This is a genomic window from Chitinophaga sp. GbtcB8 (genome assembly GCF_019091455.1).
In the GTDB taxonomy this organism is placed as follows: domain Bacteria; phylum Bacteroidota; class Bacteroidia; order Chitinophagales; family Chitinophagaceae; genus Chitinophaga.
In genome coordinates, this window is sequence record NZ_JAGXJN010000001.1 from 685,861 (window position 1) to 701,603 (window position 15,743).

A 15,743-nucleotide genomic window follows, 5' to 3' on the forward strand; every position below is an offset into this window, starting at 1 on the left:
GAAATTTATCATTTTACATTCTTACGGATTTTGTTCAATGCCCGTCATACTAATTACATTGCCCGGTATCTGTAATACATAACGTGCGCTGTTGGGCGGCAGCGTGTAGGCTTGTCCGTTCAATATACGTTGTGGTGTTACTGCAAAATCTGGCTCCTGCTGCAGGCGGCGCAGATCGGCCCAGCGGGCGCTGCGGAACAGCAGCTCTTTTTTTCTTTCACGGAGTATTTGCTTTAGCGCATCTGTTGCATCTGCAGCTGTGAGCGGCACAAAGGTGCCTTGCCGCCAGCGCTTTACCAGCAAGGCATTCAGGTCATTCATTGCCTGGGTGGCATTCCCGGCACGGGCCCTGCTCTCTGCACGTACCAGGTACATTTCATCTGTAACAATACCGGCAAAAATATAACCATTGTCAGCGCCCATACCTGCATAATCACCTTTAAAGCTGCTACCGGTAAAGCATATACGTTTTCTTAGATCGTTCCCGGCATAGGTATTATAAAGCAGGGTATCTATTTTACACACTGCCGGAAATAGCGCGCCTGTATTAGGCGATATCATTTCAAAGATCACTTCATCATTAAAACGCGGAACAGTGGCATCTGCCAGGGTATCCAGCTCATTGTAATCTATCAGCCGGTTATACAATTGCAGGCAGGAATCTGCATAGGCGCCAGCATGGGCATAGTCCCGCATATCCAGGTATATAAGGGCCAGTGCACCATAAGCAGCCGGCTTACTCGGGCGGCTTTTTATTGCAGGTGTTCCCGGTAATAAAGTAAGCGCAGTTTTCAGGTCGGATAAAATACGGTCATAGGTTTGCGCTACCGATGCCCTTACTGTAGGATCATTGTAATTGGAGGTGTAGCGTAACGGAATAGCCGGGTCCTGCGCGGCGGTGGCTGCATCATAAGGTTTGGCAAACAGCTGCGCCAGTGCATGAAAATACATGGCCCGGAAAAAGAGGGCCGTACCTTTCAGGTTATTCCAATCCTCTACAGAACCGGTACTGCGTGCCTTGTCAATATTTTCCAGCACTACATTGGTGTTTAAAATAGCCTGGTAGGGACCGTTCCAGTAATCGTTGGTCTGATCTGTTCTTTGCCATATATACAGCTCCTGGTCGCTTTCCGGCAAAACATTCCAGTCGGCTTCGGCCAGGTAAAAATTATCAGCCAGTAAACCACCGGCAGCAGGCCAGGTATTGTTCATAATGCTATAATCGTCCATCAGTAGCTGCAGATCCTGGATGGTTACAGGCACTTCCAGCTTTACATCCGGCCTGGCATCCAGGTAATGCTTACAAGAGGCTAACAGCAGCCCAATGATAATGTACCGGTATCGTATATACGTTCTTTTCATTTAAAAATCTGCTTTTATACCAAATGCAAAGGCGCGCGGTGCACGCAGCCCGGATGGAAAGTCCGGATCCAGGCCGGCTTTATTAGCTTTCCAGATCAATATATTCAGGTTAGTGATGTAGGTGTAAAACTGCAGCTGTCTGAAGAAGCTGCGGTTGTTCACTCCTCTTTTAAGGGTGTAGCTTAAACGCACATCTTCCCAGCGCACATGATCTCCTTTCTCAACCGTGATGGATGAATTGGTATAGAACTGATCACGGTAAGCGGGGTTAGGATATACGAGGGATGGTACATTGGTGTACCTTTCATCGCCCGGCTGCTGCCAGCGCTGCCGGTAATCGCTATGGCCTGCACCGCTTGCAAACAGCGTATTATAAGCAATGGTATTACGCCGGAAATAATAACCCAGCCGGTAAGTGATGTTGGCAGATAAGGAAATGTTCTTCCAGCTAAAGGTGTTTAATACATTCCCAAAATAAGTGGGTAATGCAGGGCCATGGATCACCTGTTCTGTAAGCGGATTTTTTATCAATGCTGCATAATCCGTACTAATGCTTTTGTTAAGATACCCGCGTGGGTCGCCGGTGGCGGGATCCAGACCAGCCCATTTGTAACTCACTAGTAAATAAGGATTGTAGCCAGGTAGCGGGATAATTGTTTCCCCGTCATTCACAAAACCATTGGTAAGCGGGGGCAGCAGATACCGCGATACTGTATAATGCACATAGTTAAACAGCAGGCTGCTTTGCCATTGAAAGGAGCCGGTATTTATGGCTTTACCATACAGCTGCACTTCTACTCCCCGGCCTTTAATATCCGCTGAGTTAGTAAGCGCCGCACCCAGGCCGGTGGTAGGGTCCAGCGCTTCCAGGCCTATTACATCTACAGATTGTTTGCGGTAATATTCAATACTGCCGCTTATGCGGTTGTTTTTAAAAGTAAAGTCCAGCCCAGCATTGAGGGTGTTTACTTTTTCCCAGCGCAGCTCCGGGTTGGCTACATTTATAATAGTGGCAAAAGGCAGGTTGGTGAACTGGAAAGAGGCATCATTCTTATAAATGGTAGCCAGTGCGGCAATGGCATTATTCACATTACCGCCGGAGCCATAGGTAAGGCGCAGGTTCAGGTAAGGCAGCCAGCCTGCACGATAAAATTTTTCATTAGATATTTTCCATGCTGCACCGGCAGACCAAAGCGGCACGCCTTTCCGGTTAGCCCTTACCCCAAATAGATTAGACGCATCTTTACGCGCGCTGGCTGAAAACGTATAGCGGTTACCGTAAGTATAAGCCGCATTGGCATATACGGAAGTAAAACGATCCAGGCGGTCGTCGATTTCTGTATTAGATGGAATGGTGGCCGTACGGCCGGTGGACAGCGGGTAGTAACGGAGCAGGTCTACAACAGTATTACCATAATCGCGGTAGCTGTTGCCTGCCGTGTGCAGCTGCCGCAGCTCCGCACCGGCAATAGCTGCTACCTGGTGTTTGCCCGCCCAGGTATGATTAAAATTTAACTGCCCGCGTAACATATGCCCCTGCTGCAAACTGGTGGAACGGTCTGTGATAGGGGCATTGGGTACTATGTAGGTTACACTGTCACCATGGATCTGCGAATAGCGGTTAATAAGGTCCCGGGTAAAAAAGGTTTGTGTGCTGTAATAAGCACGGCTATTCCTGTCTGCACGCTGGTATTGGTATTTTACCTCTGCACTTATGGTATTGGAAAAATTATACTGCAATCCCAGGTTAGCGATCAGCACCTGTGAGCGGGAGGTATTATCGTTCAGGGCCAGCTCCTGCAAGGGGCGGTACTTCCAGTCCAGCAGCAGGCCATGCCCGGCAGTATCTGTATAGGTACCTGCGTAGCGGGTATCCAGGGTTAAAGGATAACCGTTATCATCCGCCAGCCGGCTATAAGGCGGCAATGCGCGCGTGCCCAGCTTATAGGCATTGCTGTTATAAGGGCCGGTGCTGTTGTTGGTATCATCATGCTGTGTATATTGAATACCTGCCTGTACCTGCAGTTTGCGGGTGGCCTGCCAGGTATTATCTGTACGCAGGGTTACACGCTGGTAGGTGTTGCCCACTAAATTGGTGCTATTCTTATCATACCCGGTGGAGAAAAAGTATTTTACCTTTTTGCTGCCGCCGCTTACATTGGCAGCGTATTGCTGGTTCACGCCCTGCCGGTAAATGTATTTCAGGAAATCGTTTCGTACATCTATACCACGTAATTTGTCAATGGCGGCCTGGGTTTCAGCTGCCGACAATTGCCCGTTCCGCTCCTTTACCAGCAGGCCTACCACGGGTGTTACGGGTGGGTAGCGCCTGTCATTAATAACACCATTGTAAAATCCTTTGCTGAATAAAAATTCTTCCAGGTCAATAAGATCGGAAGCGGGCATTTGCGGTAAGCGGAATAATTCCGGTTTATTGATCACCGTTACATTGGAGTTAAAAGATATGCGGGGCGCCTGATCATAGCGCCCTTTTTTCGTGGTGACCACAATTACCCCGTTACCTGCTTTAGCGCCCCAGATGGAGGCTGCAGCCGCATCTTTCAGGATGGTAATGTTCTCTACATCATTGGGATTAATATCATTTATATCCCCTTCATAAGGAAAATTGTCCACCACCACTAAAGGTTGTGCAATGGCTGAGGTAAGGGTATACAAGCCGCGGATCTGGATCCTGGTGCTGGCGGCATCGCGTTTATCAAACAATACGCCGCTGGCCACCCCATCTAAGCGGTCCAGGATGCCGGTGCTCACTTTACGGTTCAGCAGCTCATTATCCAGCTTTACAAAAGAGCCGGTAGCCCGCTCCCTTGGAATGGTTTGGTAACCGGTGGCTACTACGGATACGCTGGTAATGTCCAGGATCTCTTTTTGCAAACGGACCTGCACATTACCTGCTTCATTTAACCGCAGCTGTTGTTTCAGGTAACCTGCATAACTTACCTGCAGGGTTATGGGGCGGGTGATGCCGTTAATTACAAACCGGCCCTGTTCATTGGTGGTAGCGCCTTTGGGCGTACCGTCCACCAATACGGTGGCCCCGGCTAATGGTGTACCATTTATATCTGTAACCTGCCCGTTGAGGAATGTCAATAATGAATCGCGTAGTGTGCCGGTAGTGGAGGGCACGGCCGGTGGAGCCTTTTTTATTATAACCGTGTTACCATTAAACACCCAGATCAATCCCTTTCCCTTCAGTAATTGTTGCAACACATTTTCAACAGAAGCTTCCTTTACATGCAGCGTTACTTTTTCATTGTTGTTAACCAGGTCGGCGGAATAAAAGAAATAATAACCGGTTTGCCTGTTCATGGCTTTTAATACTTCCCGCAGCGGCCATTGGTCTGCAGAGAGGGTTACCTTATCTGTATGCTGAAAAAGAATTGTGTTACCCGCAAACGCAGCTGGGGCAGTGCTTGCAAGGCACACCCATAGCAACAGTAGCATTAAATTAAAACGCAGGGCTGCAAACCACATATGGTTATTCTTTATTGCCAGAGTTATTTGAACAGGATGATTATTTTCACCAATATAACTTACATGTATAAACGAATATTGCTATGAATATTTCAGGTGTAATCCGGGTTGATGGGTCAAAAGGGTTACAACGGTTTTCATAGTCATTGACAAAATTTAAACCTTTTTTTGGTTAATCCAATGTTAACACCAAACTATTGTGTGAAATTGGCAGATCCGGTGTTTTCTCTTATTTTCGTTTTCCATCAACCATATCCATCCATGATTGTTAAAACCTTTGGCAGCGCGGTGCAGGGCGTAACTGCTATTACCATTACCCTGGAAGTGAATGTTTTTCCCAAAGGCACCAAATTTTTTATTGTAGGCTTACCCGATAATGCAGTAAAGGAAAGTGAAAAACGTATTGAATCTACCATCATCAGCCTGGGATACCGTTTTCCACGGTTCCGCACTGTAGTGAACATGGCGCCGGCAGATATCCGTAAAGCAGGATCGGCCTATGACCTGCCTATTACACTGGGTATTATTGCGGCTTCCGGACAGGTGCCGGGTGAAGCATTATCTCAATACATTATTATGGGTGAGCTATCCCTGGACGGCACCATACAACCTATTAAAGGCGCCCTGCCCATGGCCATACAGGCCAGGAAAGAAGGGTTTAAAGGTATGCTGCTGCCTTCACAAAATGCCCGGGAAGCAGCTATGGTGAGTGAGCTGGAAGTGTATGGCGTATCACACATACGCGAAGTGATACAGTTCCTGCATGCGCCGCAATCACTGTTGCCCATACACGTAGATGCGCGGCAGGAGTTTATTACTGCGCAGCAACATTTTGATGTAGACTTTAGTGATGTAAAAGGGCAATACGGCGTAAAACGTGCGCTGGAAATAGCGGCTGCCGGCGGTCATAATGTACTGATGATAGGCCCGCCAGGTGCGGGAAAAACCATGCTGGCCAAAAGGTTGTCGTCCATTTTACCACCTTTAAGCCTGCACGAAGCGCTGGAAACTACCAAGATCCATTCGGTAGCGGGCAAGCTGCCGGCGCATGCATCACTGATAGCACGCCGGCCTTTCCGTTCTCCGCATCATACCATTAGCGATGCTGCTCTGGTAGGCGGCGGCAGCATACCACAGCCGGGCGAAATATCCCTGGCACATAACGGCGGACTTTTTTTAGATGGGCTGCCGGAATTTAAACGTACCGTGCTGGAGGTAATGCGGCAACCGGTAGAAGAAAGACAGGTAACTATTTCCCGTACTAAAACCACGGTTGATTTCCCGGCCAGCTTTATGCTGGTTGCGGCTATGAATCCCTGCCCCTGCGGGTATTACAATCACCCGGAAAAGAACTGTACCTGTGCTCCCGGCATTGTGCAAAAATATCTGAACCGTGTATCCGGGCCTTTGCTGGACAGGATTGATATGCATGTAGAGGTTACACCGGTTTCCTTTACAGCGCTTAACTCCACGGAAATTGCAGAACCCAGCGAGTGTATAAGACAGCGGGTAGTGCAGGCGCGTGAGGTACAAACCGAACGTTTTAAACAACACAATGGCATATACTGTAATGCGCAGATCAGCAGCAGCCTGCAAAAACAGTTATGTTACCTGGAATACGAAAGCGCTAACCTGCTGAAGAATGCTATGAATAAACTGAAGCTATCGGCCCGGGCGTATGACCGCATATTAAAAGTAAGCAGGACCATTGCGGACCTGGAAGGGTTTGAGATGATACAGACCGCGCATATAGCGGAGGCTATACGGTTCAGGAGCTTGGACAGGGAGAGCTGGGGAGCGTGAGTTAATTACGGAATTACGAATGGAATGCAGCGGATGCTGGGTGTTGTTTGAGGGAATGCAGTGGATGTTAGAAGGCTTGGGGATGGTGCGGTTGCGAGGTAGTAGCGGATGGTGGATGTTGTTGAGGGAATACAGCGGATGTCAGAAGGCTTGGGGATGGTGCAAATGGTGCCTGGCTTTTGAATGGTACAGTTGTGAAGGTTTATAATAAAATTGTAATTGTTGTGATTGCTATCGGATAAATGTCTTACTTTGTTTATACTCAAAATCTCCCCCTTTATGAAAAAATACCTTGCTGAATTCATCGGAACATTTTCTTTAGTATTATTTGGTTGCGGAGCTGCAGTTGTGGCGGGTAAAACCATACCCATAACTATTGCCGACGCACCAATAGGTATTGGCCTGCTGGGCATATCGCTTGCCTTTGGCCTTACCGTGGTTGTTATGGCTTATGCCATTGGCCCCATATCAGGTTGTCATATAAATCCAGCTATTTCCATTGCTATGCTGGTGGCTAAAAAATTAAGCCTGGCAGATACCATTGGTTATATCATTGCGCAAATGGCCGGGGCAACTGTGGCAGCATGTGCGTTACTGGCCATTCAAAAAGATGCACCAGGATTCAGCATGGGTGAATGGGCATTAGGCTCCAATGGCTGGGGACCGGGTTATTTAGGCAACTATTCAACAACAGCTGCATTTATTGTGGAGGTGCTGCTTACATTCATATTCCTGTTTGTAATTTTTGCTACTACTTCCAGGCTGGGTAATCCTAATATGGCCGGTTTGGCAATAGGACTTACGTTAGTATTAATACACCTGGTAGCTATACCTATAACCGGAACTTCTGTAAACCCGGCCCGCAGCTTTGGCCCTGCTGTACTTGCAGGCGGTAAAGCGCTTCAACAGCTGTGGTTATTTATAGTAGCTCCCATAGCCGGTGGTATCCTTGCTGCTATTACCTGGCGGGCAATCTTTGAGCCGAAGGAGTAACGGCGTCCGGAATTAATTTGTTATATGCGCTCCTGATACTATCTCCAGCGCTTCATTCAACCGGTTTGACCGCAGGTTACGCGATAGCTGTTCCATATGCACCCAGGCATATTGCAGCCGCGCTTCATTGCCGGCCAGGCTGATCTCACCTGACCATATACGGTCGTGAAAATGGCTGAAATCCGGTATGGCTGCATCCGGGTTAACCGGCGTGCCTGCTGCGGAGACCAGCAACATCAGGAGCGTAAAGTATGCCATATGAACCACCTGGCGCATCAGGAAAAACCGCGCCCGCTGGTATTCGCATGCATCTTCATCCTCATCCCACCACTTCCGTTTTCCGGTACTCATCACTCAGCTTCTTCTGCATTTCTCCCGGTACAGGTGCGTATTCTGCAAACTGGGCTTTCACCTTCGCCTTACCCTGGGTTATGTTGCGCAAAGCAGCATACAGCTTATCCAGCTCCGCCTGCGGGGTACGGGCTTTGATCACCTGGCTGCCGTTTAGTGTATCCATGCCCGTTATAATGCTGCGGCGGCTTTGCAGCTCGCTCATAATATCGCCGCTCATCGTATCCGGGGCGCTGGTCTCTACATCATACACGGGTTCCAGCAGCTGGGGTGAGGCCTGGTGAAAGGCATCCCGGAAAGCCATCATACCCGCTATCTTAAAAGAAATATCATTACTATCTACGGGGTGCATTTTACCATCATACACACTTACTCTTATGTCGCGCACATAAGAGCCGGTTAGCGGGCCTTCGTTCATTTTTTCCATCACTCCTTTAAGAATGGATGGCAGGAAACGGTTATCTATAGCACCGCCTACAATGCAATTATTGAAAACAAGCTTACCGCCCCAGTTAAGCGCTATTTCCTCTGTATCCCTTACCGGGTGCTCTTTGAAGGGCGGCATCCCTTCATACCAGGGCTCTATTTTCATATACACTTCGCCAAACTGCCCGGCCCCGCCGGATTGTTTCTTATGGCGGTAAGAGGCCTGTGCCGGCTTCTGGATGGTTTCGCGGTAAGGTATTTTAGCGGGCAGGTAATCTACCTGCATCTTGTAAATATTCTCCAAGCGCCATTTGGTTACGGCCAGGTGCAGCTCGCCCTGCCCGTGCAGGATCACCTGTTTTAGCTCCCGGTTATATTCTATTTCCAGCGTAGGATCTTCCATGTGTATCTCTGCCAGCACTTCACCCAGCTTTTCATCATCACTTTTGCTGCGGGCCTCAATGGCGGCGCGTACTTTGGGCGGGGGAAAATGAATAGGATCCACCTGCCCGGTAAAGGAGCGGTCGTTAAGGGTATGATTGGTTAATGTGTTCTTCAGCTTCAGGGTGCAGCCAATATCACCGGAGCGCAGGCGCTCCACGGGGTTACGGTTCTTACCGTCTGCAATAAACAATTGGTTCAGCCGCTCGCTGGTATTGCCCTTTTCATTTACCAGCTCCTGCCCTGCTTTTATTTCGCCGGAAAGCACCTTAAAAAAGGTAAGGCGCCCAATATGCGGTTCCAGCAAGGTTTTGAACACGAACAAACAGGCCGGGGCGGCAGGATCGCAGGGAATGGGCTCGCCTGCTTCTGTTATTTCCGGGGGCATTTCAGTGGCGGAAGGCGCTACATTATCAATGAACCCCATTAAACGGCCGCTGCCCATATTCCTTTCGGCTGATAAACAAAACACCGGGAATACCTGGTGTTTAAGCATGCCTATTTTCAGGCCTTCGCGCATCTCATCCTCATCCAGGCTGCCTTTTTCAAAGTAGTGTTCCATCAAGGTATCATCGTTTTCCGCAGCTTTTTCCACCAGCACATTATGCAGCTGTTCTGCCCGTTCTTTTTCACTGTCGGGGATAGGCAGCTTTTCTGGTTTGCCACCGTTGGCCGGAAAGCGGTACAGCGTCATTTTCAGCAGATCGATCACGCTATTAAAACCAATACCCTGATTAACAGGGTATTGCATAATAGTTACAGCCGGGCCCAGGGTACGGCGGGCATCGTCTACCACTTTGTTGAAATTGGCTTCCTCGTTATCCAGGTGGTTTACAGCCAGTATGGTGGGTTTACGGTATTTATCTACATAATCCCAGATCAGCTCTGTACCTACTTCCACGCCATACTGTGCATGCAGCAGCAACAGCGCGGTATCACATACACGAATGGAGGCAATTACCTCACCTATGAAATCTTCCAGCCCGGGTGTGTCTATAATATTGATCTTATAATCACGCCATTCGGTGTGCAGGCAGGTGGCGTATACGGAGCTGCCCCTTTCATATTCTATTTCGTGGTAATCGGATACTGTATTGGCTTCTTCTACTGTTCCACGCTTGTGGGTAATGCCGGCTTCAAATAACATGGTCTCGCTGAGGGTCGTTTTTCCGCTTTTGGCGGCGCCTAACAGTACGATGTTCTTAATGTGTTTCTCATCATACGTTTTCATCCGTTAAGATTTAAAGGTTAAGGTCGGGCGGAACCTTGTGGTTGCATCTGTAGTAAGATGGCAGGGGCAGATGGAACCTCACGGTTTCATAAGTGGAATGTTACTATTAAGTTACCATTTTTTACGTAAAATTGACACCTCCTGAAAAGATGTTGCAACATGTAATAATGCTGTTTTATCGTATCTTTGCACGCTGTACGACCAGAAAAATATATCCGAATCCACTTTGCGCCTTCTAACAATCAATATTGAAACTACATGAAGCTATTTTTGCATTACTTAAAAAGCTATAAATGGCTGATAATGCTGGCTTTGCTATTGGCCACCATCAATCAGCTGTTCTCTTTAATGGACCCATATATTTTTGGGAAGATCATTGACCGTTTTGCCTCTCACCCGCAAAATGAAAAGGTTAACGGGGCCACGGTACCCCGTGGCATGCCGGCCTACCTGAGCGGCGTGATGTGGCTGTTACTGGCGGGCATTGGCGTAGCCATGGTATCCCGCATTGCCAAAGCGTTCCAGGATTATTTTGTGAACGTGATCATTCAGAAGTTTGGCGCCTCTGTGTATACAGATGGATTACGCCATTCCCTGCGCCTGCCCTATCAACAGTTTGAAGATCAGCGCAGTGGCGAAACATTAGCCGTACTGCAAAAAGTGCGTACGGATTCTGAGAAGTTCATTACCTCTTTCATCAACGTACTGTTCACCTCACTGGTAGGTGTGGTATTTGTAATGATCTACGCTTTTACGGTTCACTGGTCACTGGTGTTTGTATATTTTGGCGGCTGTATCTTATTGGGTACCCTGATGAATGTACTGAGCCGGAAAATAAAGATCGTTCAGAAAACCATTGTAAAGGAAACCACTATGCTGGCTGGTTCTACCACAGAATCACTGCGCAACATTGAGCTGGTAAAAAGCCTGGGGCTTACGCAGCAGGAAATACGGCGGCTGAACTCCACCACCATTAAAATATTAATGCTGGAGCTAAAGAAAGTACGCACCATCCGCAGCATCAGCTTTGTGCAAGGCACCTTTGTAAACCTGCTGCGGCAAAGCATCCTGTTCCTGCTGTTGTACCTGCTGTACCCCGGCACTGTAACAGTAGGCCAGTTATTTACACTACAGCTGTATTCCTTTTTCATTTTTGGTCCTTTGCAGGAGCTGGGTAATATTATACTGGCGTACCGGGAAGCACAGGTATCGCTGCTGAACTTCCAGAGCATACTGGAAACGCCGGTAGAGGTTATGCCCGCACAACCTGTTCCTATGACCAAGGTAGATGAGCTGGTATTTGATCGTGTTGGATTTAAACACTTAACAGCTGCCAACAAAGCGCTGGACGATATTAACTTCCGGGTGAACGTGGGTGAAACCATTGCTTTTGTAGGCCCTTCCGGCTCCGGCAAAACCACGCTGGTAAAACTGCTGGTAGGGTTATATAAACCCATGGAAGGGAAATTACTGTATAACGGTGTAGATAGTACGAAAATAGATATAGAAGCGTTTCGGCACCAGATAGGTTTTGTAACACAGGATACGCAGCTGTTTTCCGGCAGTATTAAAGAGAACCTGCTGTTTGTGAACCCGCGTGCTACAGACGAGCAGATCATGGAAGTGCTGCAAAAGGCATCCTGCCAAACCCTGCTGGCCCGTGCAGATAATGGGATTGATACGGTGATCGGCGAAGGCGGTATTAAAATATCCGGCGGTGAAAAACAACGTTTATCCATTGCGCGCGCCCTGCTGCGCCACCCGCGCCTGCTGGTATTTGACGAGGCTACCTCTGCCCTGGATTCGCTTACAGAAGAGGAGATCAGCCAAACCGTGCGGCAGGTAACTGCCAGCCGGGAACATATTACAGTAATGATCGCACACCGGCTTTCTACCATTATGCATGCAGACCGTATTTATGTGCTGGAAAAAGGGCATATTATTGAAACTGGCACGCATGCCAGCCTGCTGTCTGAGAAAGGCTTGTATTACGCTATGTGGCGGCAGCAGATCGGGGAAAGGAAAATGCTGGAAACAGTGTAGATGTGCGGATGTGCAAATATGCAGATGTGCAAATGGATTGACAATGTATTAATGTGCTGGTAATTGCTATTGTCTGCACATTTGCATATCTGCATATCTGCACATTAAAATATTAACTTTGCGGAATGAAGAAAAAGCGCCCTAATTATTTTCTGAGCCTGTTATCTATGAAGTGCCCGCACTGCCGGAAAGGCCCTATGTACAGGGACCGGAATCCTTTTCACTGGCGCTTTTCCAGGATCTTTAACATGTACGATCATTGTCCGGTATGCCATCAGAAATTTGAGCTGGAAACCGGTTTTTGGTTTGGTACCGGTTATGTGAGCTATGCGCTGGCAGTGGCATTTTCCGTATTTAACCTGATATGGTACTGGCTGATCTTCAATATATCCTGGAAGGATAACAGTGTGTTTATATGGCTGGGGGTGAATGGGTTTATCCTGCTGATCTTTCAACCCTGGCTCATGCGCATCAGCCGGGTAATATACCTCTACTTCTTTGTGTACTATGATGAAGACGCTGAAAAATTAAATTAAAAGTAAAAAAGCAAAAATTAAAAAGAATGCCTGTACCTGTGGTACCCTTTTTAATTTTTGCTTTTTTTCTTTTTACTTAATACACGTGGTGGCCTTCCAGTATACGCTTTTCCAGGTTTTCCTTTTTAATGGCAAACTGGTCGCCAATAGGCTTTCCATCCCGGTAGGTGATCACTGTTATTTGTGCAGCGCCTTTGGGAAACTTCAGTAATTCGCCTTCTTTGTAATGCGGGTAAAAAGTATCCGGATCCGTATTATCAAAAGTGTAATAAATATCCAGCCCTTTTACTTCAGTGGTCAGGCGTACGGTAAGCTCACCGTTGCCATCGCGTGCAGGAATAGCAATGGTATTATAAGCGCTGCGTGCATATTTAACATGCGCGGCATCCAGGCGCGGATACTGCGCTTCCAGGCGCTCCACAAAATTATCCCAGTTACGTTTTGACTTCGGGCTCCAATATACTTCTGACAAAGCCAGGGAACGGGGCCAGGTCATATATTCTGCATGGCGCAGGTTGGCTACAGATTCTGTCCACAGGTTGCCTTGTCCGCCCAGGATGAATTTTTCATCTACGCTGTCCGGCACAGGGTCGTAGTTATAAGAGTCCGTAAGGCGGCAAATACCGTAGGTAGGCGGTTCTGCGGCCTGCTCTCCCTGGTACAGGTCCAGGTAGCAGAAATCCCAGGGTGTCATTACTACGTGGTGGTTCATGCGTGCAGCCTCTATACCTCCTTTCATACCGCGCCAGCTCATTACTGTGGCTTCCGGAGCCAGGCCGCCTTCCAGGATCTCATCCCAGCCGATCAGCTTTTTGCCTTTGCTCAACAACATTTTTTCCATGCGTTTTACAAAATAGCTTTGCAGCTCATTCACATCTTTCAGGTGCTCTTTTTCCATGCGTTGGTGGCATTTGGGGCATTTGTCCCAGAAACCTTTAAAGGCTTCATCTCCGCCTACATGAATGTACTTGCCGGGAAACAGGGCTGCAATCTCTGTAAATACTTTATCCAGCACCTGGTACACGGAATCGTTGCCAATACACAGCACATTATCGTTCCTTTTACGCAGGCTGTCGCCAGGGCCTACCATGTATTGCAGCTGGGTGCAGGAAAGGTTGGGCATGGCGGTGATCATAGACAGGCTATGGGCCGGCACATCTATTTCCGGCAGTATGGTTACATAACGTTCCTGCGCATATTTGATCACTTCTTTAATATCATCCTGCGTATAAAAACCACCATAGGGGGTAGCTTCACCCGGCTGGGCGGGGGCAAACTGTCCCCAGCGGCCTACGCGCTCCACACGCCAGGCGCCTTTTTCTGTAAGCTGCGGCAGGCTTTTTATTTCAATCCGCCAGCCATTATCATCACTCAGGTGCCAGTGAAAAACGTTGTATTTGTATCTCACCATTTCATCTATATAACGCTTTACTTCTTCCTTGGTAAAGAAATGGCGGCTTACATCCAGCATCAGGCCACGCCAGCCAAAGCGCGGGTAATCCGTGATCTCTGTATTGGGAATGGTCCAGCTGCGGTTCACTACCTTATCACCTTCAATATCAGGCGGCAGCAGCTGTAATAAGGTTTGCAGGCCGTAAAAAATGCCGGCGGCTGTATTGGCGCGTAAGGTTACCTGGTTATTATTTACAGACAGGGTATAACCTTCCTGGCCGGTGGTGGTATTGGTTTTGGCATTCAGCTCCAGGCGGATGCTTTTACCCTGCCCCGCTGTTTTTTGCTGCTGCAGGCGAAAACCGGTAGCTGCAGCTACCTGGTCTGCAAACCATTTTGCAGTGCCGGGCAATTGTTTATCAGCACTGCTTACAACCAGTGTGGTGGTATTATCCAGCACAAATTCCCCGGGCAGTTCTTTTACATCTACCGGTTCGGGAATAATGTGTATCCGTCCTTTATCTGCGGCATAGGAAAATGAAAACAACTGTACCAGGAAGGTACAGATCAACATGAGCTGCTTTTGCATTGGATAACTTTTGGTGTTCAAACAAAAATAGGATAGCAGGGGCTAGCATGCAATACCGGGGCGTACCGTTTATAAAAAAAAGGGAGGCTCCACTACAGAACCTCCGCTATAACAATAGATGTAATATATATCGTTTATATATGTATTAAGATTAAATGATATACAAAGATAAGATGTTAATCTGATATATCAAAACAGACATTTTATTGCTGCGGTATCATGGAACCAAAATAATAGTAGCTATCATCTAAGCGGTTCCATTCAAACCTGTTGGCGGTTAACACTTTTACTTTGGATATAAACGTACCAACAGAATTGGACACTCTCAGCTCTGTATTATTGTTCTGCATACGCCAGGTACCATAGATCACCGTGCCCCTTTCATCTGTTTCCCTGGTAGTACCATCAGCATTAAATGTAGCAGCCGTTTTAATTAACGGCATTGTGTTATTAGGCTTGCCTATTTTCCATACCAGGTTGGTGGCTGCAGTGTTGTATTTGAGAAAATACTCTTCGTACATCCAGGTGTGGGCTGTCAGGTAATGTTTAAAGGTAGCGCTGTCCAGCACCGGGTCTATAACCGGGAACTCATGCATTAAGATACCATAGTGGCCCGTTTCTCCGCCAAGGCCCAGCCATTCATATTTATCGGCGGATAATACTTTGATCTCAGAAAGAAAAGTGCCTACGGAGTTGACCACCTTTACCTGGGTGCTATCGTTCTGGAATGACCAGGTACCATCATACCTGGTACCACTCTCGTCTATTTCCCAGTAAGATCCGTCTGAGTTGAATTTAACCTGGTTCTTAGATAAATTCCATGAGCTGTTTGTTTTTCCTACCTTCCACACCAGCTGTGCGCCGGCTTCACTGTAATCATCAAAGTACTCATAGTAACGCCAAACCTGTGATGTGAGTAAATGCAATTTTACCGTGTCTATATGCGTAGTGTCTCCTTTTGTGGTGTCTGTGTTAACAGGCGGAGGCGGCAGTACATCATCTAATTTAGAACATGCGCCAACAGCGTAAGCCATCAGGGCTAACAAAGCTAAACGTAAAACAGTTTTCATAATAGTTACAG

General features: G+C 47.7%; 10 protein-coding genes. 4 read left to right on the forward strand and 6 right to left on the reverse strand.

Going from position 1 to position 15,743, the window contains the following annotated elements; genetic code table 11:
- Positions 1 to 21: 21 nt before the first annotated feature.
- Together KVT36_RS02830 and KVT36_RS02835 are read right to left on the reverse strand one after the other, a co-directional pair.
- Entirely contained in the window at positions 22 to 1,362 is a 1,341-nt protein-coding gene (locus tag KVT36_RS02830) for a RagB/SusD family nutrient uptake outer membrane protein (RefSeq protein ID WP_217601959.1), read from the reverse strand.
- On the reverse strand, positions 1,363 to 4,827 hold the full coding sequence (locus tag KVT36_RS02835) for a SusC/RagA family TonB-linked outer membrane protein (RefSeq protein WP_217601960.1): 3,465 nt from the start codon (positions 4,825 to 4,827) through the stop codon (positions 1,363 to 1,365).
- A 291-nt stretch (positions 4,828 to 5,118) separates the two neighbouring features.
- Between KVT36_RS02835 and KVT36_RS02840 the strand changes: the two genes are divergently transcribed.
- A complete protein-coding gene (locus tag KVT36_RS02840; protein WP_217601961.1) occupies positions 5,119 to 6,660 on the forward strand; it encodes a YifB family Mg chelatase-like AAA ATPase in 1,542 nt (513 codons plus the stop codon).
- Between the two features lie 279 nt (positions 6,661 to 6,939).
- Positions 6,940 to 7,653, forward strand: a complete 714-nt coding sequence (aqpZ, locus tag KVT36_RS02845) for an aquaporin Z (protein WP_217601962.1) — start codon at positions 6,940 to 6,942, stop codon at positions 7,651 to 7,653.
- Between the two features lie 12 nt (positions 7,654 to 7,665).
- On the opposite strand, the gene KVT36_RS02850 is transcribed toward aqpZ, so the two are convergent.
- Positions 7,666 to 8,004, reverse strand: coding sequence for a hypothetical protein (locus KVT36_RS02850; protein WP_217601963.1), 339 nt, complete (start codon positions 8,002 to 8,004; stop codon positions 7,666 to 7,668).
- Positions 7,973 to 10,102, reverse strand: coding sequence for a translation factor GTPase family protein (locus tag KVT36_RS02855; RefSeq protein WP_217601964.1), 2,130 nt, complete (start codon positions 10,100 to 10,102; stop codon positions 7,973 to 7,975). Before KVT36_RS02855 ends, KVT36_RS02850 begins: the two co-directional genes overlap by 32 nt.
- 258 nt (positions 10,103 to 10,360) lie before the next feature.
- Between KVT36_RS02855 and KVT36_RS02860 the strand changes: the two genes are divergently transcribed.
- Both KVT36_RS02860 and KVT36_RS02865 read left to right on the forward strand, forming a co-directional pair.
- Positions 10,361 to 12,145 (forward strand): ABC transporter ATP-binding protein, encoded by a 1,785-nt coding sequence (locus tag KVT36_RS02860; protein ID WP_217601965.1) that lies wholly within the window; start codon positions 10,361 to 10,363, stop codon positions 12,143 to 12,145.
- Between the two features lie 125 nt (positions 12,146 to 12,270).
- Complete coding sequence (locus KVT36_RS02865; protein ID WP_217601966.1) at positions 12,271 to 12,681, forward strand: DUF983 domain-containing protein; 411 nt, start codon at positions 12,271 to 12,273, stop codon at positions 12,679 to 12,681.
- 76 nt (positions 12,682 to 12,757) lie between these two features.
- On the opposite strand, the gene KVT36_RS02870 is transcribed toward KVT36_RS02865, so the two are convergent.
- Both KVT36_RS02870 and KVT36_RS02875 read right to left on the reverse strand, forming a co-directional pair.
- Positions 12,758 to 14,662, reverse strand: coding sequence for a beta-N-acetylhexosaminidase (locus KVT36_RS02870; RefSeq protein ID WP_217601967.1), 1,905 nt, complete (start codon positions 14,660 to 14,662; stop codon positions 12,758 to 12,760).
- 203 nt (positions 14,663 to 14,865) lie between these two features.
- On the reverse strand, positions 14,866 to 15,732 hold the full coding sequence (locus KVT36_RS02875; RefSeq protein ID WP_217601968.1) for a hypothetical protein: 867 nt from the start codon (positions 15,730 to 15,732) through the stop codon (positions 14,866 to 14,868).
- Positions 15,733 to 15,743 lie beyond the last annotated feature (11 nt).

Excerpts from the sequence above, each read along its gene's own strand:
- KVT36_RS02840 (WP_217601961.1), top strand. The coding sequence starts at position 5,119 with ATGATTGTTAAAACCTTTGGCAGCGCGGTGCAGGGCGTAACTGCTATT.
- KVT36_RS02830 (WP_217601959.1), bottom strand. The coding sequence starts at position 1,362 with ATGAAAAGAACGTATATACGATACCGGTACATTATCATTGGGCTGCTG.
- aqpZ (WP_217601962.1), top strand. The coding sequence starts at position 6,940 with ATGAAAAAATACCTTGCTGAATTCATCGGAACATTTTCTTTAGTATTA.
- KVT36_RS02850 (WP_217601963.1), bottom strand. The coding sequence starts at position 8,004 with ATGAGTACCGGAAAACGGAAGTGGTGGGATGAGGATGAAGATGCATGC.
- KVT36_RS02835 (WP_217601960.1), bottom strand. The coding sequence starts at position 4,827 with ATGCTACTGTTGCTATGGGTGTGCCTTGCAAGCACTGCCCCAGCTGCG.
- KVT36_RS02875 (WP_217601968.1), bottom strand. The coding sequence starts at position 15,732 with ATGAAAACTGTTTTACGTTTAGCTTTGTTAGCCCTGATGGCTTACGCT.
- KVT36_RS02855 (WP_217601964.1), bottom strand. The coding sequence starts at position 10,102 with ATGAAAACGTATGATGAGAAACACATTAAGAACATCGTACTGTTAGGC.
- KVT36_RS02860 (WP_217601965.1), top strand. The coding sequence starts at position 10,361 with ATGAAGCTATTTTTGCATTACTTAAAAAGCTATAAATGGCTGATAATG.
- KVT36_RS02870 (WP_217601967.1), bottom strand. The coding sequence starts at position 14,662 with ATGCAAAAGCAGCTCATGTTGATCTGTACCTTCCTGGTACAGTTGTTT.
- KVT36_RS02865 (WP_217601966.1), top strand. The coding sequence starts at position 12,271 with ATGAAGAAAAAGCGCCCTAATTATTTTCTGAGCCTGTTATCTATGAAG.